This window comes from Pseudomonas sp. SW-3 (assembly GCF_016615645.1).
GTDB lineage: Bacteria > Pseudomonadota > Gammaproteobacteria > Pseudomonadales > Pseudomonadaceae > Aquipseudomonas > Aquipseudomonas mandelii.
Genome location: NZ_CP067098.1, coordinates 4,804,258 through 4,823,099, shown reverse-complemented (window position 1 = coordinate 4,823,099; position 18,842 = coordinate 4,804,258). Strand labels below are relative to the sequence as shown.

Below are 18,842 nucleotides of genomic sequence, written 5' to 3'. Positions count from 1 at the left end.
TAAAGGAGCGAGTCGCATGTCTGCTGCTTTTCGTTTGCCGCTGGACGTCTTTTACGAGCGTGAAGCCCGTCATCCCCGCCAGCGTTTTCTGGTCCAACCTACCGGCGGCGGACACGTCGAGACCCTGACCTGGGCCGACGTCGGCCATCAGGCTCGCTGCGCCGCGCATTGGCTGCGCGCACGCGAACTGCCCCATGGCAGCCACATCGCCCTGATTTCGAAAAACTGCGCGCACTGGATCATCGCCGACCTGGCAATCTGGATGGCCGGGCACGTTTCGGTGCCGTTGTACCCCAACCTCACCGCCGAGTCGGTGGCGCAAGTGCTCGAACACTCGGAAGCGGCGCTGGCGTTCATCGGCAAGCTCGATGACTGGCCAGGCATGTCTCGCGGGGTCAGTGCCGATCTGCCGACCATCAGCCTGCCGTTGCATCCGCCGGGTACTTTCGACTACAGCTGGGCCGATCTGCAAAAGAGCTCACCGATCCAGGACGATCCCAAGCCGTCCGCCGACCAGTTGGCGACCATCATTTACACCTCCGGCACCACCGGGGTGCCCAAAGGCGTGATGCATAGCTTCGGCAATCTGGGCTTTGCCACCACGCGCGGCACTCAGCTGTTCGGTCTCAACGAGTCGGATCGACTGCTGTCTTACCTGCCGCTGTGCCATGTCGCCGAGCGGATGTTCGTCGAGCTGGCGTCGATCTACACCGGGCAAACCGTGTTCTTTGCCGAAAGCCTCGACACCTTTCTCACCGATTTGCAGCGCGCGCGGCCGACCGCGTTGTTCGGCGTCCCGCGAATCTGGACCAAGTTCCAGATGGGCGTGTACAGCAAGATTGCGGCAAAACGCCTCGACTTCCTGCTCGGCCTGCCCTTTATCGGCAAACGGGTCGGGCACAAAGTGCTCGTCGGGTTGGGGCTGGATGCGTTGCGCGTGGCGTTGTCCGGCGCCGCGCCTGTGCCGCAGACCTTGCTGTTGTGGTACCGCAAGCTTGGACTGGATGTGCTGGAGGTCTACGGCATGACCGAAAGCTGCGGTTACTCCCACATCGGCCGGCCCGGCGAGAACAAACCCGGCTGGATCGGCAAGCCTTGCCCGGAGGTTGAAGTGCGGATCGCCGATTCGGGCGAAGTCATGGTGCGCAGCGGTGCGACCATGCTTGGCTATTTCAAGGAGCCCGAGAAAACCGCAGAAACCATCACCGAGGACGGCTTCCTGCGCACCGGCGACAAGGGCGAACAAGATGCCGAAGGCAACCTGCGCCTGACCGGGCGACTGAAGGAGATCTTCAAGACCAGCAAAGGCAAATACGTCGCGCCGGCGCCGATCGAAAATCGGCTGGCGGTGCATTCGCGGATCGAACAGGTGTGCGTGGTCGGTGATGGCTTGAGTGCGCCGCTGGGGCTGTGCGTGCTCTCGGCGGTCGGTCAGCAGGACGCCGGGGGAACGGCGCGGGCAGGGTTGCATGCAAGCCTGGAAAAGCTGCTGGAGGAGGTCAATGGCGGCCTCGACAAACACGAACGCTTGCGCCAGTTGGTGGTGGTCAAGGACAGTTGGGCGGTGGAAAACGGCTTCCTGACACCGACCCTGAAGATCAAGCGCAACGTGATCGAAGCGTCTTACGGCGCTCGGTTCGAAGAATGGAGCGAGCGCAGCGAGACGGTGCTGTGGCAGGATTGAGCCACCAATAAAACCAACAAAGGAAAGCAAGATGAGTCTGTGGCGTACCATTCCCGACGTCGAGCAGTTGAACGCAATCCAGAAAAACACCATTGGCGAAGTGCTGGATATTCGCTTCGAAGCCTTTGATGACGAGTCCCTGACCGCGAGCATGGTCATCGACCACCGCACCCACCAGCCTTACGGTTTGCTGCACGGCGGCGCGTCGGTGGTGCTGGCCGAGACGGTCGGTTCCATGGCCAGTTACCTGTGCATCGATGCCAGCAAATTCTACTGCGTGGGTCTGGAAATCAACGCCAATCACTTGCGCGGATTGCGCAGCGGGCGAGTGACGGCAGTGGCCAAGCCGATTCACATTGGGCGCACGACTCATGTCTGGGATATCCGTTTGAGCAGTGACGAGGGCAAGGCCAGTTGCGTGTCGCGGTTGACCATGGCGGTCGTGCCGTTGGGTGAGAATCCACCGGCCCGTTGATTGTCGAGCGAACCACATCTTCCGGCCCGATGATTACCTGTGGCGAGGGAGCTTGCTCCCGTTGGCTGCGGCAGCAGCCCTTGCCGGCACGCCTCTCGCGGCGTGCACCGGTTTTGCGCCTGCTGCGCAGCCGAACGCGAGCAAGCTCGCTCGCCACAGGGTTCGGCGATGTCTGAATGCTCATGCCCCTGACCGGACTGTCATCATTCCTGGCACTTACAGTCATTGCCGCCGCCTCGCGTCTTACGGACAATCAACCCTTGTTTTCGCTTATGGATTTGCCGGTATGTCGCAACAGATATTTTTCGCCCACGCCAATGGCTTTCCTTCGGGCACCTACGGCAAGTTGTTCGCGGCGCTGGCGCCCGAGTACCAGGTGACGCATCTGGAACAGCACGCCCACGATCCGCGTTTTCCGGCGGACGACAATTGGCGCAACCTGGTGGATGAGCTGATCCATCACCTCAAAGAGCAACCGGAGCCGGTCTGGGGCGTCGGCCATTCCTTCGGCGGCGTGCTGCACCTGCACGCGGCGTTGCGTTGCCCTGAACTGTATCGGGGCGTGGTGATGCTCGATTCGCCGGTGCTGACCCGCGCCGATCAATGGGTGATCCGTGCGGCCAAGCGTTTCGGTTTCATCGACCGCCTGACCCCCGCCGGCCGTACATTGGGGCGCCGGGAAGAGTTCGCCGACCTGGACGCGGCACGGCTCTATTTCGCCGGCAAAACCCTGTTCCGCAGCTTTGATCCCGAGTGCTTCGACGCTTACCTGCAACACGGTTTGCAAAAAGTCGGCGACAAGCTGCGCCTGCGTTTCGACCCGGCCACGGAGATCAGCATCTACCGTGGCGTCCCGCACACCAGTCCAGGCCAGGCACGCCAGTTGAAAGTGCCGCTGGCGGTGGTGCGCGGGCACAAGAGCCGGGTGGTGATGCGTCACCATGCAAGCTCCGTCGGGCGTATGCCGCTGGGTGAGTCCCTGACCATGCCCGGTGGCCACATGTTCCCCCTCGAACGTCCGCAAGACACCGCCACGCTGCTGAAAAACCTGTTCAGCCGCTGGGAAGGTCGTCGCCAACAGGATTGCGCATGAGCCACGTTGTCGAAGAAGTTCGCCTGAGCCTGCCGCACATCGAGCTGGCCGCGCACCTGTTCGGTCCCGAAGACGGCCTGCCGGTGATCGCCCTGCACGGCTGGCTGGACAACGCCAACAGCTTCGCCCGGCTGGCACCGAAGCTCAAAGGCCTGCGCATCATCGCCCTCGACATGGCCGGTCACGGACATTCCGGGCATCGCCCGACCGGCGCCGGTTACGCGATGTGGGACTACGCTCACGACGTGCTGCAAGTCGCCGAGCAGTTGGGCCTGAAGCGTTTTGCACTGATGGGGCACTCGATGGGGGCGATCGCTTCGTTGATTATTGCCGGGTCGATGCCGGAACGTGTCACGCATCTGGCGTTGATCGACGGCATCATTCCTCCGACAGACAAAGGCGAAAATGCCGCCGAACGCATGGGCATGGCCCTGCAAGCCCAGCTGGATCTGCGGGAAAAACGCAAACCGGTCTACAACACCCTGGATCGAGCCATCGAGGCACGCATGAAAGGCCTGGTGGCGGTCAGTCGCGAAGCCGCCGAGCTGTTGGCCCAGCGTGGACTCATGCCGGTGCCGGGCGGTTACACCTGGCGCACTGACAACCGACTCACGCTGCCATCGCCCCTGCGTCTGACAACCGAACAGGCGATGGCCTTCGTCCAGCGGGTCAGTTGCCCTGCGTTATTAGTGGTAGCAGCTGACGGCATGCTCGCCAAACATCCCGAGTTGCTGGAGCGTCTACCCTTTAGCCGTGAACAGCTGCCTGGCGGCCATCATTTGCACCTGAATGACGAACCCGGCGCCGACCTTGTCGCAGACTGTTTCAATCGGTTCTTCGCCGTTCCTTGACTTGCGCCGGGCAACTGTCGAGGCTGGGCGGGTTGAAATGGGAGACAACCATGATAGATCTCTACACCGCTGCGACCCCGAATGGCCACAAGGTCTCTATCGTGCTCGAGGAACTCGGCCTGCCCTACACGGTGCACGCCTTGAGTTTCGACAAAAAGGAACAGAAGTCACCTGACTTCCTCAAGATCAATCCCAATGGCCGGATTCCGGCCATTGTCGACCGCGCCAACGGCGATTTTGCCGTGTTCGAATCCGGCGCCATCCTGATTTACCTCGCTGAGCTGGGCGGCAAACTGCTGCCCCAGGACCCGAAGGGGCGCTCGGTCGTCCTGCAATGGCTGATGTTTCAGATGGGTGGGATCGGGCCGATGCAGGGGCAGGCCAACGTGTTTTTCCGTTACTTTCCAGAAAAACTCCAGGGCGCCATCGACCGCTATCAACATGAAACACGTCGCCTCTATGAGGTGCTCGATACACGCCTGCAAGCCGTGGAGTTTCTCGCGGGCGAGTACAGCATTGCCGACATTGCCACCTATCCGTGGGTGCGTGGCCATGAGTGGTCGGGCGTCGAGGTTGACGGTTTGCCGGCCTTGCAGCGCTGGATGGCATCCATGGAAGCGCGTCCGGCGGTCCAGCGTGGTTTGCTGGTGCCCGAGCGCTTCGATGATGCCAGTGTCGTCAAGGGTGCCCAGGCCATGCTGATCCGATGAGTCTATCCATGCGTTCATTCAGTGTGCTGGTGCTGTGTTGTTTCAGTCCCTTGTTATTTGCCGCCGATGTCCCGGGCAGTCAGGACTTGCCGATCGTGCCGCGCATGGCCGACGCGCAGATCGTCGACTATCGCCCCGGCGTTGAGCTCGAGCGGATTTATCCGCTGGGTTCGATCCGTAAGATCAGCGGCCAGTTGCGCTTCGATGGTCAGGTCAGCGCCCGGGGAACGGCGACATCGGTGACCTATGAGTTGCCGCCGGAGCATTCGTCAACCGACGCCTTCACTGCCGCGCGTGAAGCGTTGCAAGAGCAGGGTGCCGGCTTGCTGTTCTGGTGTCAGGCACGTGATTGCGGTGAAAGCAGCCTCTGGGCCAATGAGGTCTTTGGGAACGCCAAGTTGTACGGTGCCGACGATCAACAGGCGTACTTGCTCTTGCGTCTCGCGGCGCCCCGGGACAATACGTTGGTGGCGCTTTACAGCATCACTCGCGGCAATCGCAAAGCCTACCTGCACGTCGAGCAGTTCGACGCTGCCGCGCCGCTGGGTGATTTGCTGCCGACGTCGGCGACCTTGCTGCGAGAGCTGAAAAGTACGGGCGAACTCGATTTCCCCACATTGAGCGCCGATCCTGATGCCACCTGGCTGCGCCTCATTTCTCGCGGCTTGAACCTCGACACCACCTTGCGGGTCAGTGTTTCCGGGCCAAACGCCGAAGCGTGGCGCCAGGCGCTGATCGGGCAGGGCGTGCGGGCGGCGCGAATGGAAGCCGGCAGTGCCAAAAGCCCTGGCCTGCACATCGAACTGTTGCGATAAGCTTCATCAGGTAAACGCGGCTGGCGCGTTTGCCTGCTCTTTGTTGACTGATTTTTTCGAGAACCTACATGCTCAATAACGATCGGCTGTTGGTGCAGATCCTGCTCCTGGTGCTGTTTGGCGCGAGCCTCTGGGTGATGGCGCCGTTCTGGTCGGCCTTGTTCTGGGGCGCGGTGCTGGCGTTCGCCAGTTGGCCGCTGATGCGGTTGTTGACCCGCTGGCTCAACGGCCGGGAATCCCTGGCCGCGCTGGTGCTGACACTGGGCTGGATGTTGCTGGTGGCGGTGCCGCTGGTCTGGCTCGGGTTCAACCTGGCGGATCACGTGCGTGATGCCACTGCGTTCATCAAGGATGTGCAGATGGACGGTTTGCCCGAAGCACCGACCTGGCTGGGCGGCGTTCCTTTGGTGGGCGAGCGGTTGATGGTGATCTGGAACAGCATCGATGAGCAAGGCGCGGCGATGATGGTGGCGGTCAAACCGTATCTGGGTCAGGTCGGCAACTGGCTGCTGGCACGCAGTGCGCAGATTGGCGGCGGGATTCTCGAGCTGACATTGAGCATTGTGTTCGTGTTCTTTTTCTACCGTGACGGGCCGCGGCTGGCGGCGTTTGTCCATGGGCTGCTGGAGCGCCTGATCGGTGATCGCGCCGGGTACTACATCGAACTCGTGGCCGGGACGGTGCAGCGGGTGGTGAACGGGGTGATCGGCACAGCGGCGGCGCAGGCGGTCCTGGCGTTGATCGGGTTCCTGATTGCCGGGGTGCCCGGGGCGCTGGTGCTGGGCATCGTGACGTTCATGCTCAGTCTGATTCCGATGGGGCCACCGTTGGTGTGGATTCCGGCCACCGCGTGGCTGGCCTGGAAGGGTGAGTACGGGATGGCGGTGTTCCTCGGGTGCTGGGGCACGTTCATCATCAGCGGCGTCGACAACGTGCTGAAGCCGTACCTGATCAGCCGGGGCGGGAATCTGCCATTGGTGATCGTGTTGCTCGGCGTGTTTGGCGGGTTGATTGCGTTCGGGTTTATCGGGCTGTTCATCGGGCCTACGTTGCTGGCGGTTGCGTACAGTCTGTTGACGGACTGGAGCAAGAGTCATGCGCGGGTAGACGATCGCCGGCCCTGAGATTTTCGGCGGGGCTGAGGGCCTCATCGCGAGCAGGCTCGCTCCCACAGGGGATTTGTGAAAGGCGCAGCTCTACTGTGGGAACGGGCTTGCTCGCGAAGCTTTTGACTCAGGTCGATACGTTCAAGTATTTGCCCACGCTCGCCACGTTATCGAGCGAATACTGCTTGCTCAGGTTGGCGATCATTTTGTTCAGCGCTTCATTGACGTTGAATTGAGCGGTGGAGTTGTCGCTGGTTTTCTCGCGACCTGCTTGCAGCGCCGCGTTCAGTTCATCGCTGCTGACCTCACCGCTGCCGTCACTGTCCAACTCCTTGAGCAACGCAGCGCTGGTGTCGGTGCTGGTCGATGAGGTGCTGTCGCTGGCCTGCAGCACGCTGCTCAGTTCGGTGGTGGTTACGCTGCCATCGCTGTCCGTATCCAGCTGGCTGAACAATTCTTCGCTGGACACCTGCTGCGGTGGCGGTGGCGGCGGGGTCAGGCTGGCGGCGAGTTCGTCCTTGCTGACGGTGCCGTCCTGGTTCTTGTCCAGGGCCGAGAAGATTTCTGTACTGTCGGCGCTGCTGCCTGCGTTGTTCAGGCCGTTGCTCAATTCGTCGCTGCTGATGGCGCCGTCACCGTCGGCGTCCAGGGCGCTGACGAGCGCGTCGGCCAGTTCGGTGTTGGGTGCCTGGTCATGCGGCGGTGGTGGCGGCGGTGCCATTGCCGCCATTTCCTCGCTGCTCAAGCTGCCGCTGTCGTCACTGTCCAGATCACCAAAGTTTTTGCTCAGACTGACCAGCAGGCCGTCATCGGTTTTCTGCGACAGGGCACTTTCAAGTTCGCCCTGATCTACCGCGCCGTCGCTGTTGCTGTCGAGCTTGGCGAACAGTTCTTTCTGGAATTGCTGGCTGCGGGCGCTGTTGGTCGAGGTGCTGCTGGTGCTGGTATAGCTCGTGTAGTTGCTGACACTACCAATCATTGGACTCACTCCCTGGAATGGAAAACCGGTGGGCGCACCGGCTTATGCAGCGTCAAGGGGCAAGGTGTCGTGGGTGTGTGAGGTTTGTACCGATTGGTACACACAAGTCTCAGGCCAGGCTCGGATCATGTAGGCGTGAGCCTGCTCGCGAAAGCGGCGGGTCAGTCGACATCAATGTTGAATGATCGACCGCTTCGCGAGCAGGCTCACTCCTGCAGGGATTGGTGTGTGGTTCAGGCGCGGGGCAGGCGGATGACGGCGGTGAGACCGCCGCCGGGTGTTTCTTCCAGACTCAACTGCCCACCCAGTCGTTCCGCCGCCTCGCGAGCGATGGTCATACCGAGCCCGACGCCGCCCGAATTGCGATTACGCGAACCTTCCAGCCGAAAGAACGGCTCGAACACCGCTTCACGTTTGTCCGCCGCAATACCCGGGCCGTGGTCGATGACGCGGATCACCAGTTGCTCACGGTTGTCTTCGAGCGTGATCCGCGCGTGCCCGGCATAGCGCAGGGCGTTGTCCAGCAGATTATTGATGCACGAGCGCAACGCCATGGGCTGCACTTGCAGCGGCGCGCAGTGGCCGCTGGCCTGAACATCTGCCCCCTGGTCCTGAGCGTTTTCGCTCAAGGATTCCACCAGCGCCTGCACGTCCATCCATTGCCCGGCTTCACTGGTGCGCTGCTCGTGCAAATAGGTGAGGGTGGCATCGAGCATGCTGATCATGTCGTCCAAGTCCTGGCGCATCTGGCCCTGCAGCTTGTGGTCTTCGATCTGCTCCAGCCGCAGCTTGAGGCGAGAGAGCGGCGTGCGCAGGTCGTGGGACACCGCGCCGAGCATCCGTGAGCGCTGCTGCACCTGTTCGATAATGCGTTTCTGCATCAAATTGAAGGTGTAGGCCGCTTGTCGAGCTTCCCTTGGGCCGGATTCATCCAGCGGCGCGCTGTCGAGGTTTTCGCTCAAGCGTTCGGCGGCGTCGCTCAGCCGCTGGATCGGCCGGCTGAGCAGTTTGGCGCCGTACCAGGCGGCAATGATCAGCGTGACAAACTGGAACGTCAGCGGCACCAAGGGGCCGCCGAACCAAGGCCGCGGTGGCCGGTTTTCAAAGCGCGGGTCCATCGGCGGGCGCTGTCCGCCCATGCCTTCGGAAAATCCCGGCGGCGGTGGAGGCGGGGGAGGACCGTAATGGTGGAACCAGGCAAACGCCAACAGGTGCGCCAGGATGATCGCCAGCAGCAGCACGCCAAACAGGCGGCCGAACAGCGTATCGAAGCGCGCCCGCATCAGCCGATGTCTCGTGCGTCGAACAGATAACCCTCACCGCGAACGGTCTTGATCAACTGCGGGGCTTTCGGGTCATCACCGAGCTTCTGGCGCAGGCGAGAGACCAGCAAGTCGATGCTGCGATCAAACGCTTCGATGGAACGACCACGGGCAGCGTCCAGCAGTTGTTCACGGCTGAGCACCCGGCGCGGACGCTCAATGAACACCCACAGCAGGCGGAATTCGGCGTTGGACAGCGGCACCACCAGGCCGTCGGCGGCGATCAATTGCCGCAGCACGCTGTTCAGGCGCCAGTTGTCGAAGCGAATATTCGCACGCTGTTCGGTGCGATCGTCGCGCACCCGACGCAGAATGGTCTGAATCCGCGCGACCAGTTCCCTTGGTTCGAAGGGCTTGGCCATGTAGTCGTCGGCGCCCAGTTCCAGGCCGATGATCCGGTCGGTGGGTTCGCAGCGTGCGGTGAGCATCAGGATCGGAATGTCCGATTCGGCGCGCAGCCAGCGGCACAGGGACAACCCGTCTTCACCGGGCAGCATCAGGTCGAGCACCACCACGTCGAAATGCTCCGCTTGCAACGCCAGGCGCATGGCAGCGCCATCGGTGACGCCGCTGGCGTGAATGTTGAACCGGGCCAGGTAGTCGATCATCAGTTCGCGGATCGGGACGTCATCGTCGACGATCAGGGCGCGAATGCTCCAGCGTTTGTCGTCAGCGGGTGCTTTTTGATCGTCGTTCAGAGGTGCTGGGGTGCTGTGCATGCGTGCGTTCATCTGCCAGGTAGGCTGCCAACCACAAAGATGGGCTGCGAGGTTGTGGTTCCAGCATAGGCGTCCGGCCCGGAGGCGGGAAGTGCTGTAAGGACGTGTTGCGGCTGCCGAGGGTAGCGAGGAAGGGTGTAGTGGGCGTGTCGTGTGTGTATCGAACTCGACACAATCGGCGCAGGGACTAGTCTTGCTGGAGTCTTCGGGACGATTTACCGATCATCGGGTCCCGCAGTGGCGCTGGTTCCGCTACAATGCGCGCCGATTTCGTCCTGCCTGAGAGCCCGCACATGTCCGTCTGCCAGACTCCTATCATCGTCGCCCTGGATTTCCCCACCCGTGACGCCGCACTGAAGCTGGCCGACCAGTTGGATCCTAAACTGTGCCGGGTCAAAGTCGGTAAGGAGCTGTTCACCAGCTGCGCCTCGGAAATCGTCGGCACCTTGCGTGACAAGGGCTTTGAAGTGTTCCTGGACCTCAAGTTCCACGACATCCCGAACACCACCGCGATGGCGGTTAAAGCCGCGGCGGAAATGGGCGTGTGGATGGTCAACGTTCATTGCTCCGGCGGTCTGCGCATGATGGCCGCCTGCCGTGAAGTGCTGGATCAGCGTACCGGCCCCAAACCGCTGTTGATCGGCGTGACCGTGCTGACCAGCATGGAACGTGAGGATCTGGCGGGTATCGGCCTGGACATCGAGCCGCAGGAACAGGTGCTGCGTCTGGCGGCACTGGCAGAAAAAGCCGGAATGGACGGTCTGGTGTGCTCGGCTCTGGAAGCCCGCGCCCTGAAATCGGCGCACCCGACGCTGCAACTGGTGACCCCGGGGATTCGCCCGGCGGGCAGCGCCCAGGACGATCAGCGCCGTATCCTGACCCCGCGTCAGGCGCTGGATGCCGGTTCCGATTACCTGGTCATTGGCCGTCCGATCAGCCAGGCGGCGGATCCAGCGAAGGCGTTGGCCGAAGTTGTAGCCGAAATCGCCTGATCAAACACCGAAGATCAAAAATGTGGGAGTGAGCAGGCTCGCTCCCACATTAGTTTTGGGGTGAATCAACTGTTGGGTTAAACCTTCAACACCAACTTCCCGAAATTCTCGCCGATGAACAACTTCATCAGCGTCTCCGGGAAGGTCTCCAGTCCTTCAACAATGTCTTCCTTGCTCTTGAGCTGCCCCTTGGCCATCCAGCCGGCCATTTCCTGCCCGGCGGCGGCGAACTGAGCAGCGTAGTCCATCACCACGAAGCCTTCCATTCGCGCGCGGTTGACCAGCAACGACAGGTAGTTGGCCGGGCCCTTGACCGCTTCCTTGTTGTTGTACTGGCTGATGGCGCCACAAATCACCACGCGCGCTTTCATGGCCAGGCGACCCAGCACCGCGTCGAGAATATCGCCGCCGACGTTATCGAAATACACGTCGACACCTTTTGGACATTCACGCTTAAGGCCGGCATGCACGTCTTCGTTCTTGTAGTCGATGACGCCGTCAAACCCCAGTTCGTCGATCAGGAATTTGCACTTGTCCGCGCCGCCCGCGATGCCGATCACGCGGCAGCCTTTGATCTTGGCGATCTGCCCGGCAATGCTGCCCACCGCACCGGCCGCGCCGGAGAGCACCACGGTGTCACCTTCCTTCGGTGCGCCGACATCAAGCAACGCGAAGTAGGCGGTCATCCCGGTCATGCCCAGCGCGGACAGGTAACGGGGCAGCGGTGCCAGTTTCGGATCGACTTTGTAGAAACCTCGTGGCTCGCCGAGGAAATAATCCTGTACGCCCAAGGCTCCGTTGACGTAGTCCCCGACCGCAAATCCAGGATTGTTCGAGGCAACGACTTTGCCTACACCCAATGCGCGCATGACTTCGCCGATACCAACCGGCGGAATGTAGGACTTGCCCTCGTTCATCCAGCCACGCATGGCCGGGTCCAGGGACAGGTATTCGTTTTTGACCAGGATCTGACCCGCAGCCGGTTCACCGACTGGCACTTCTTGATAGGTAAAGGTCTCGCGGGTAGCCGCGCCCACCGGACGTTTGGCGAGCAGGAACTGGCGATTGGTCTGGGTAGTCATGACAGGCACTCAAGATGAATGAAGCCTTGTTGATAGACCTTCATGATCGATGCCGCAAGTTTGGCTGATGCGGCGAATGGACGTCGATCCAGTGCAGTGATAGTCGGTGCCGCAGTTCTATCACTGCCACTCATGGTCACTCAACCGGGCTTCTGATAGTGCTGCCGTGTCCCATGCCCCTGTGGCTAGACTGGAAACACACGATCCCCCGCATTCTTCTCTTTGAGGGCATAACAATGAGCATGACGTTTTCCGGCCAGGTCGCCGTGGTGACCGGCGCTGCCAACGGTATTGGCCGCGCGACCGCCCAGGCATTCGCCGCTGAAGGGTTGAAAGTGGTGGTGGCCGACATGGACACGGCCGGGGGCGAAGGCACTGTGGCGCTGATTCGTACAGCGGGCGGCGAAGCGACCTTCGTGCGCTGCAACGTCACGCTGGAAAGCGATATAAAAAATCTGATGGACGAAGTGGTGAATACTTACGGCCGTCTGGACTACGCCTTCAACAATGCCGGCATCGAGATCGAAAAAGGCAAACTGGCTGAAGGCACCCTTGATGAGTTCGACGCGATCATGGGCGTCAACGTCAAAGGCGTCTGGCTGTGCATGAAGTACCAGTTGCCGTTGCTGCTGGCCCAGGGTGGCGGCGCGATCGTCAACACCGCTTCGGTGGCGGGCCTTGGTGCGGCGCCGAAGATGAGCATTTACGCGGCGTCGAAACACGCGGTGATCGGCCTGACCAAGTCGGCGGCGATCGAATACGCCAAGAAAAAGATTCGCGTAAACGCGGTATGCCCGGCGGTGATCGACACCGACATGTTCCGTCGCGCCTATGAAGCGGACCCGAAGAAGGGCGAGTTCGCCAACGCCATGCACCCGGTCGGCCGCATCGGCAAGGTCGAGGAAATCGCCAGTGCCGTGCTGTATCTGTGCAGCGACGGCGCGGCGTTCACCACCGGTCACTCGCTGGCAGTGGACGGTGGTGTCACGGCGTTCTGACCCATCAAGACCTGCCTCGTAGGAAAAGGCCCGCACACGTGCGGGCTTTTTCATGGTGTCGCGAAGGGCGGCGGACAATGTGTTTCAAATGGTTAGAACCGAGGGTTTTGGCGGCGTTGTCGCACATCCGATCCTGCGCACCTGTGATTAACTGCTCCCCGCAAATGGACAGGAGTTTGCTTGCTCATGGAATTGAGAATCGATCGACAGGCATTGGTGCCGGTCGTACAGCAAATCGTCGATGGGTTGGCCGTCTGGCTCCGTCAGAGCGAGGTGCAGCCAGGGACACGTTTACCTTCTGCGCGGCACATCGCGCGGGTCAATCTGCTCAGTCAGTCCAGCGTCGTCGAAGCCTGTGAGCGGCTGGTGACTCAAGGTGTGCTGGCGCCGCGTCATGGCGCCGGTTTCATTGTCGCCACGCCAACGCTGGTCGCCCAGGGGCAACAGGATTGCCTCTGGTTCGAAGGGGCGGAACTGAAACAGGGCGGCTGCTCGGGCGAACTTAAGCTGGGCTGTGGCGGGTTGCCGGAGAGCTGGCGCGAGACTGACGACCTGAGCTACGCGATTCGTCAGGTCAGCCGTACCGACATGGCCGGGTTGTTCAACTACAGCACTTCCCGAGGCCTGCCTGCCTTGCGTCTGCAAATTCTCAAACGCCTTGGACGGCTCAGTATCGAAGTGGATGAAAACCGTATCCTGACCACCGCAGGTGCCAGTCAGGGGCTCGACCTGATCGTGCGCACCTTGCTCAAGCCGGGAGATTGCGTGGTGGTGGAAAGTCCGGGGTATCCACTGTTGTTTGACCTGCTCAGGCTGCACGGTGTGACGATGATCGAGGTGCCTCGTACCCCGCGCGGGCCCGACACGGAGCAACTGCAATTACTATTGTTAAAGCACCGGCCCCGCGCGCTATTCATCAACAGTTTCTACCACAACCCGACGGGCAGTTGCCTGACGCCTGCGATGGCGCAGCAGGTTTTGCAATTGACCAAGACCCATGGCGTGCTGGTGATTGAAGATGACGTCTATGCGGATTTGCATTACGGCCCCGGCACGCGCCTCGCTGCATTGGGGGGGGATGACAACGTGATCTACGTTGGCAGTTACTCGAAAACCCTCAGCAGTTCATTGCGGGTCGGCTTTGTCGTGGCCAGCGAAGGGGTCATATCGCGATTGGCCGAGGTCAAGATGATCAGCAGCATGGGCGCCTCAAGGTTCTGCGAGTCGGTGCTGACTTGCCTGTTGGCCAGCGGCGCGTACCGCAAACTGGTACAGCGTCAGCGCCAGCGTTTGAATACGGACAGAGAGGCGGCCTTGCAAGTGCTCGAAGACGCCGAGTGGGAGGTTTTCGGCAAGCCGGCTGGTGGCCTGTTTATCTGGGCGCGATCGCGGATGTCCGACTACGCTCAGGTGCGCAAACAGGCCCGGCGCTGCGGTGTGCTGCTGTCTTCTGCCACGGCCTTCAGTCCTGACGGCCAGGCGAAAGATTGGCAGCGCATCAACGTCGCTTATGCCTGTGATCCTCGTGCCCGGGCTTTTTTTCAGGCGACCGCTGCGAATCGACCTAAAGCGTTCTGAAAACGACGTGGACGTAGCTTTTTGCCATTATTCCGACGCCAGAGACTTGTGCTGGCCCATGCCCATTGCGAATCTGCGTCAACAGACTATGTCAGGGGACTAAGTGCAATGATTTCGGCCGTGCAAGGACGTTTTGCCAACCTCGGTATGGCAAAAAAAATGGGTGTCGGGTTTGTCTTGGTGCTGCTGTTGACGGCCCTGGTGGCAGCCATCGGCGTTTGGTCCCTGCAAACCATCAGTCAGCGCTTCGACGGGCTCAAGCAGATGTCGTCGCTCAACAGCGGTTTGCTCAAGGTGCGACTGCTTGAGCAGGAATACGCCTTGCACGGCAACCCGAAAACTGCGGATGCCCTGCGCCAGGGGGTTGATGGCCTGATCGCCTTGGCGACGCAGCTCAAGGCTGCTTCAGCGGCCAACGTGCCAGTGATGAATGACGTCGAGCAGTCCCTGGCGGCTTATCGCAAGGCCTTCGACGAATTCGTCTCGCTGAGTCAGGCCAAGGACCTGGCCCTGGAAATGGCCAGTTGGTCGGTGTCCAGCGTGGCCAATAATCTGGATGTCCTGCAAGCCGGGCTTGCCGACGATGGCGCCTATACCTTGAAGGAGTCCGAAGGCAAGGACGGTGGGCAGTTCATCGAGCAAGCCAATCAGGTCAGCCAGGTGTCGCGGTTGATGCTGCAGGCCATGAACGAAGCACGTGTGCGTCTGGATCAGAGCCGCAAGGGCGATGACAGCGCAGCTCAGGGCAAGATCGAGCAGGCCGATCAGGCGCAGGTTCAGGCCGAGCAGTTGAAAACCACAGTCAAGGATGAGGGCTATCAGACTGTCCTCAATGAAGTGGCGGGTCACATCACCAGTTTCAGCGAGAAACTGACCGAATACACCGGTCTGTTAGCCCAGGAAAAAACCGTCTATGAGCAACTGCACCAGCGTGCTGCGCAGGTGGTGGAGCGGGTCGATCAGGCGTATGTCGCCGAAGACCAGTCGATGCAGGCCGAATTGAAAAAGAACTCGATGCTGATCATCGGCTCCTCGGCCCTGGCGTTGCTGGTCGGGTTGATCGCGGCGTGGGTCATTACCCGATTGATCGTGGCGCCGCTGCGCAGTGTGATTCGTGTTGCGCAGCAGATCGCCGCAGGTGATTTGAGTGCGACAGTTGAAGTGACGCGCCGTGACGAAATCGGCCAGTTGATGCAGGCCATGCAACAGATGGGGGCGGGGCTGAGCACCATCGTCAGCGGTTTGCAGGCCGGTATCGAGCAGTTGGCGAGCTCGGCGCAATCCTTGTCGGCGGTGACCGAGCAGACCAACCTGGAGGTCAGCAGCCAGAAGGAAGAAACCGAGCAGGTCGCCACGGCGATGAATCAGATGACGGCGACGGTGCACGATGTGGCGCGTAACGCGGAGGAAGCCGCTCAGGCTGCGCAAACGGCGGACGGTAAGGTGGAAAGTGGCCAGCAGGTGGTGCGCCAAAGCATGGCGCGGATCGAGCAGCTGGCGGATTCGGCGACGTCGGCCAGTTCGAGCATCGAAAGCCTGAGTGCAGAAATCCAGAACATCGGCACGGTGCTCAGTGTGATCAAGAGTGTCGCCGAGCAAACCAACCTGTTGGCGCTCAATGCGGCGATCGAGGCAGCACGGGCCGGCGAGCAGGGCAGGGGGTTTGCGGTTGTGGCGGATGAGGTTCGGGCGTTGGCCAAGCGCACTCAGCAATCGACCGAGGAGATTGAGCGTCTGGTGAGCGCCTTGCGTTCGGCGGCGCAGTCGTCGGTGCAGCAGATTCAGAACAGTGGTGAGCTGGTGAAGCTGGCGGTGAGTGACGCGTTGCAGACTGAGAGTGCGCTGGGAAGTATTGCGGCGGCGGTGTCGTTGATTCAGCAGATGAACCAGCAGATTGCGGCGGCCGCCGAGGAGCAGAGTTCGGTGGCCGAGGAGATTAATCGCAGTGTGACGAGTATTCGTGCGAGTGCGGATCAGTCTTCGTTGGCGATGCGGGGGAATGCGGCGTCGAGCATTGAATTGGCGCAGTTGGGGGTTGAGTTGAAGGGGATGGTCGGACACTTCCGGCTCTGATTTGTCTCCCTGCGTATGTGCACAGATCTAATGTGGGAGTGAGCCTGCTCGCGATGGCGGCCTTCGGGCCGACCATGTTGTGGTTGACCGGGTACATATCCATTTCTGCGGTAACGGCGGCTGGCGGTTTCGCCCTTACGGCGAGTCCCTTTTGTCAAACGCCACAAAAGGAACCAAAAAGTCTCGCCCCAAGCGTCCGGCCCCTCGCTAAGGCTCGGCGTTCCTTCGCTCCGGTATCCATCCGGGGACACTGCCCTCCGGTCTGCTTCGCGACGACCTACATGCAGCGTGTTCGACTGCGTCGAACGGCGCTACGCGCCACTCCCCGGATGAACACCTCCACTCAGCCTCCCGAAAGGGGCGGGTAGATCAAGATCAAGAGCTGCAGGCGAGCTAACGCTCGGCCTGATGAGTGGTGAGAATCAAAAGCTGTACGCTGAATTCTTGTAGGAGCGAGGCTTGCCCGCGAAGGCGGCCTGACAGCCGACCAATGACTTGCAGGTGAACACCTGACCCTGTGGGAGCTGGCCTGCCAGCGATGACGGCCAAGCTGCAGGAGAGCTAACGCTCGGCCTGATGAGTGGTGAGAATCAAAAGCTGTACGCTGAGTTCTTGTAGGAGCGAGGCTTGCCCGCGAAGGCAGCCTGACAGCCGACCAATGACTTGCAGGTGAACACCTAACCCTGTGGGAGCTGGCTTGCCAGCGATGACGGCCAAGCTGCAGGCGAGCTAACGCTCGGCCTGATGAGTGGTGAAGAGCGAAGCGTGTACAGCGAACCCCTTGTAGGAGCGAGGCTTGCCCGCGAAGGCGGCCTGACAGCCGACCAATGACTTGCAGGTGAACACCTGACCCTGTGGGAGCTGGCTTGCCAGTGATGACGGCCTCGCCGCCAATCCATCTTGACCGGCAGTACTCACCCGCCAAACCCAGTCCAAAAAAAGCCACCTCGCGGTGGCTTCCTTGATTCTTCCGATCAGTCGTAGATCACTTTTTTCTTCCAGTCCGCATCCGCTTCAACTTCTTTGAGGCCGGCGTTCAACTGGTTGGTCTCGCTTTCAACGGCCGCGATGTTGTCCATCACCATGGCGTTGGCTCGCGCCAGGAGTTTTTCCAGGTATTCGAGCTGTTCGGCGTAGATCTGTGGTTCCTGCTGTTTACGCAGGTATTGCACACCGCGCTCGAAGGCGAGGCGGGCCTGGCCTGGCTGGTTTTGTTGCAGGCATTGCTGGCCCAGGTTATTGAAGAACTCGATGTGCAGCAGGACCAGAATGTGGCGCACTTCGCGGATCCAGCGCTTGGCTTCGTTGGTCGGCAGGAAGCCATCCTGTGCGGCGCGGGTGATTTGGCCGTGCAGGGCTTCGAGCAGGAAACGCACGTCCTTGGCCTTGGCCTCGGTCTGGATCGGTGCCGGCGGATTGTTGACCGGGATCGATTCGCCTTGCGCGACCAGGGCTTCGAGTTCGGTAATCCGGGCCCTGAGGTTGGAACTGGTTTTTTCCAGGTTGAGCAAACGCTTGCAGACATTGAGTTCCAGGCGGGTCAGCAGCAGCTTGAGGCCAGGTGTCATCAGCTGACCGGGGAAGGTCTCGGTGATTTCGCCGCAGCGACGCAGGCGGTCGTTGAGTTCAACCTTGGTACGGGCCTTTTCCAGCTTGTTGTTTTCCACCACATGGTTCATGTAGCCAATGGCGATCAATAGTGCGATCCCGGCTACGACTAGCAGGGTGATCATGAGTGGTGTCACCGGTAAGACCTCTTTATAGGGTTCGCGATCGAGTGTAGTGGCTTGGCATTTGGGCGCATAGGACCGCTCGACGAGTTGAATCGGTTGTGGCTATCTTTATATCGGCCGGGGTTCGACTTATATAAATACTGGCAATCGTGGTTCAGATTGCCATCATCTTCAGCGACGGACTATAACGTCTTGGTGGTTATCAGAATATAGTCGCCAAAGGTCAGCAGGTGCAAAAGCCGGAATCCCGGCTGAAAGCGGGGCGAAGTCATTGATTTAAATAAATTTATATCTGGGGGTTGACGACCCCTCAATCCATCCATAGAATGCGCGCCACTTACAGCGTAAAGCACACAGCGAAACGCGGTAGGGAGTGAATGTTGTACGTGTGTCCCCTTCGTCTAGTGGCCTAGGACACCGCCCTTTCACGGCGGTAACAGGGGTTCGAGTCCCCTAGGGGACGCCATATGCGGGAATAGCTCAGTTGGTAGAGCACGACCTTGCCAAGGTCGGGGTCGCGAGTTCGAGTCTCGTTTCCCGCTCCAATTTTAAGCAGCGTTGCTTTCGGGCAGGGCTGAGTGAAGCCAGAGCCGACATCTTCGGATGCGGATTTGGGCACTGAAATACACACC

Annotated in this window: 16 protein-coding genes, 2 tRNA genes and 1 pseudogene; 14 read left to right on the top strand and 5 right to left on the bottom strand. The window is 60.7% G+C overall.

All coding sequences use genetic code 11. From position 1 onward, the window contains the following. The first annotated feature begins 16 nt into the window (after positions 1 to 16). The 7 genes from JIO00_RS21670 to JIO00_RS21640 all read left to right on the top strand — a co-directional run bounded on the left by JIO00_RS21670 (position 17) and on the right by JIO00_RS21640 (position 6,752). Positions 17 to 1,684, top strand: a complete 1,668-nt coding sequence (locus JIO00_RS21670) for an AMP-binding protein (protein WP_169856620.1) — start codon at positions 17 to 19, stop codon at positions 1,682 to 1,684. A 31-nt stretch (positions 1,685 to 1,715) separates the two neighbouring features. Beyond that, positions 1,716 to 2,159 carry a hotdog fold thioesterase gene (locus tag JIO00_RS21665; protein ID WP_010457067.1) on the top strand — a complete coding sequence of 148 codons (444 nt, stop codon included), beginning with the start codon at positions 1,716 to 1,718 and terminating at the stop codon, positions 2,157 to 2,159. Positions 2,160 to 2,445: 286 nt separating this feature from the next. Further along, positions 2,446 to 3,252, top strand: a complete 807-nt coding sequence (locus tag JIO00_RS21660; RefSeq protein ID WP_010457066.1) for an alpha/beta fold hydrolase — start codon at positions 2,446 to 2,448, stop codon at positions 3,250 to 3,252. Then, positions 3,249 to 4,103, top strand: coding sequence for an alpha/beta hydrolase (locus JIO00_RS21655; protein ID WP_010457064.1), 855 nt, complete (start codon positions 3,249 to 3,251; stop codon positions 4,101 to 4,103). Before JIO00_RS21660 ends, JIO00_RS21655 begins: the two co-directional genes overlap by 4 nt. Before the next feature lie 50 nt (positions 4,104 to 4,153). Then, positions 4,154 to 4,813 (top strand): glutathione S-transferase family protein, encoded by a 660-nt coding sequence (locus JIO00_RS21650; RefSeq protein ID WP_077749213.1) that lies wholly within the window; start codon positions 4,154 to 4,156, stop codon positions 4,811 to 4,813. A gap of 8 nt (positions 4,814 to 4,821) precedes the next feature. Further along, the gene (locus tag JIO00_RS21645) at positions 4,822 to 5,628 is read left to right on the top strand and encodes a DUF4892 domain-containing protein (RefSeq protein ID WP_042932656.1); all 807 of its coding nucleotides are present in this window, start codon (positions 4,822 to 4,824) and stop codon (positions 5,626 to 5,628) included. A 68-nt stretch (positions 5,629 to 5,696) separates the two neighbouring features. Continuing rightward, on the top strand, positions 5,697 to 6,752 hold the full coding sequence (locus JIO00_RS21640) for an AI-2E family transporter (RefSeq protein WP_077749214.1): 1,056 nt from the start codon (positions 5,697 to 5,699) through the stop codon (positions 6,750 to 6,752). 109 nt (positions 6,753 to 6,861) lie between these two features. Here the strand turns inward: JIO00_RS21640 and xopAW are convergent, their stop codons facing one another. From xopAW to JIO00_RS21625, 3 genes are all read right to left on the bottom strand, one after another. Next, positions 6,862 to 7,713 carry an EF-hand domain-containing protein gene (gene xopAW, locus JIO00_RS21635; protein WP_154912267.1) on the bottom strand — a complete coding sequence of 284 codons (852 nt, stop codon included), beginning with the start codon at positions 7,711 to 7,713 and terminating at the stop codon, positions 6,862 to 6,864. 233 nt (positions 7,714 to 7,946) lie between these two features. After that, positions 7,947 to 8,996 (bottom strand): sensor histidine kinase, encoded by a 1,050-nt coding sequence (locus JIO00_RS21630; RefSeq protein ID WP_154912268.1) that lies wholly within the window; start codon positions 8,994 to 8,996, stop codon positions 7,947 to 7,949. Further along, the gene (locus JIO00_RS21625; RefSeq protein WP_077749216.1) at positions 8,996 to 9,754 is read right to left on the bottom strand and encodes a response regulator; all 759 of its coding nucleotides are present in this window, start codon (positions 9,752 to 9,754) and stop codon (positions 8,996 to 8,998) included. The genes JIO00_RS21630 and JIO00_RS21625 overlap by 1 nt, the downstream gene beginning before the upstream one ends. A 293-nt stretch (positions 9,755 to 10,047) precedes the next feature. Here JIO00_RS21625 and pyrF point away from each other — a divergent pair, with 293 nt between their 5' ends. Further along, a complete protein-coding gene (pyrF, locus tag JIO00_RS21620; RefSeq protein ID WP_167362277.1) occupies positions 10,048 to 10,746 on the top strand; it encodes an orotidine-5'-phosphate decarboxylase in 699 nt (232 codons plus the stop codon). Between the two features lie 77 nt (positions 10,747 to 10,823). Here the strand turns inward: pyrF and JIO00_RS21615 are convergent, their stop codons facing one another. Then, positions 10,824 to 11,828 carry an NADP-dependent oxidoreductase gene (locus JIO00_RS21615; RefSeq protein WP_172791458.1) on the bottom strand — a complete coding sequence of 335 codons (1,005 nt, stop codon included), beginning with the start codon at positions 11,826 to 11,828 and terminating at the stop codon, positions 10,824 to 10,826. A 236-nt stretch (positions 11,829 to 12,064) separates the two neighbouring features. Between JIO00_RS21615 and JIO00_RS21610 the strand changes: the two genes are divergently transcribed. From JIO00_RS21610 to JIO00_RS30205, 4 genes and pseudogenes are all read left to right on the top strand, one after another. Next, positions 12,065 to 12,826: an SDR family oxidoreductase gene (locus JIO00_RS21610; RefSeq protein ID WP_200666813.1), complete on the top strand. Its 762-nt coding sequence runs from the start codon at positions 12,065 to 12,067 to the stop codon at positions 12,824 to 12,826. Between the two features lie 186 nt (positions 12,827 to 13,012). Continuing rightward, complete coding sequence (locus JIO00_RS21605) at positions 13,013 to 14,404, top strand: aminotransferase-like domain-containing protein (RefSeq protein WP_200666812.1); 1,392 nt, start codon at positions 13,013 to 13,015, stop codon at positions 14,402 to 14,404. Between the two features lie 108 nt (positions 14,405 to 14,512). Beyond that, a pseudogene (locus JIO00_RS30210) lies at positions 14,513 to 15,568 on the top strand (HAMP domain-containing protein); the annotation flags it as partial. Between the two features lie 27 nt (positions 15,569 to 15,595). Then, positions 15,596 to 16,477 (top strand): methyl-accepting chemotaxis protein, encoded by an 882-nt coding sequence (locus JIO00_RS30205; protein ID WP_370655173.1) that lies wholly within the window; start codon positions 15,596 to 15,598, stop codon positions 16,475 to 16,477. Positions 16,478 to 17,451: 974 nt separating this feature from the next. Here the strand turns inward: JIO00_RS30205 and JIO00_RS21595 are convergent. Further along, positions 17,452 to 18,222 (bottom strand): hypothetical protein, encoded by a 771-nt coding sequence (locus JIO00_RS21595; RefSeq protein ID WP_010457037.1) that lies wholly within the window; start codon positions 18,220 to 18,222, stop codon positions 17,452 to 17,454. A gap of 378 nt (positions 18,223 to 18,600) precedes the next feature. On the opposite strand from JIO00_RS21595, the gene JIO00_RS21590 reads away from it, so the two are divergent. Beyond that, positions 18,601 to 18,676, top strand: a tRNA-Glu gene (locus tag JIO00_RS21590). Between the two features lie 3 nt (positions 18,677 to 18,679). Further along, a tRNA-Gly gene (locus JIO00_RS21585) sits at positions 18,680 to 18,755 on the top strand. The last annotated feature ends 87 nt before the right edge of the window (positions 18,756 to 18,842 follow it).

Coding starts and splice junctions, on each gene's coding strand:
- pyrF (WP_167362277.1), top strand. CDS start 10,048: ATGTCCGTCTGCCAGACTCCTATCATCGTCGCCCTGGATTTCCCCACC.
- JIO00_RS21640 (WP_077749214.1), top strand. CDS start 5,697: ATGCTCAATAACGATCGGCTGTTGGTGCAGATCCTGCTCCTGGTGCTG.
- xopAW (WP_154912267.1), bottom strand. CDS start 7,713: ATGATTGGTAGTGTCAGCAACTACACGAGCTATACCAGCACCAGCAGC.
- JIO00_RS21660 (WP_010457066.1), top strand. CDS start 2,446: ATGTCGCAACAGATATTTTTCGCCCACGCCAATGGCTTTCCTTCGGGC.
- JIO00_RS21610 (WP_200666813.1), top strand. CDS start 12,065: ATGAGCATGACGTTTTCCGGCCAGGTCGCCGTGGTGACCGGCGCTGCC.
- JIO00_RS21605 (WP_200666812.1), top strand. CDS start 13,013: ATGGAATTGAGAATCGATCGACAGGCATTGGTGCCGGTCGTACAGCAA.
- JIO00_RS21630 (WP_154912268.1), bottom strand. CDS start 8,996: ATGCGGGCGCGCTTCGATACGCTGTTCGGCCGCCTGTTTGGCGTGCTG.
- JIO00_RS21665 (WP_010457067.1), top strand. CDS start 1,716: ATGAGTCTGTGGCGTACCATTCCCGACGTCGAGCAGTTGAACGCAATC.
- JIO00_RS21645 (WP_042932656.1), top strand. CDS start 4,822: ATGCGTTCATTCAGTGTGCTGGTGCTGTGTTGTTTCAGTCCCTTGTTA.
- JIO00_RS21625 (WP_077749216.1), bottom strand. CDS start 9,754: ATGCACAGCACCCCAGCACCTCTGAACGACGATCAAAAAGCACCCGCT.
- JIO00_RS30205 (WP_370655173.1), top strand. CDS start 15,596: ATGCAGGCCATGCAACAGATGGGGGCGGGGCTGAGCACCATCGTCAGC.
- JIO00_RS21655 (WP_010457064.1), top strand. CDS start 3,249: ATGAGCCACGTTGTCGAAGAAGTTCGCCTGAGCCTGCCGCACATCGAG.
- JIO00_RS21650 (WP_077749213.1), top strand. CDS start 4,154: ATGATAGATCTCTACACCGCTGCGACCCCGAATGGCCACAAGGTCTCT.
- JIO00_RS21615 (WP_172791458.1), bottom strand. CDS start 11,828: ATGACTACCCAGACCAATCGCCAGTTCCTGCTCGCCAAACGTCCGGTG.
- JIO00_RS21670 (WP_169856620.1), top strand. CDS start 17: ATGTCTGCTGCTTTTCGTTTGCCGCTGGACGTCTTTTACGAGCGTGAA.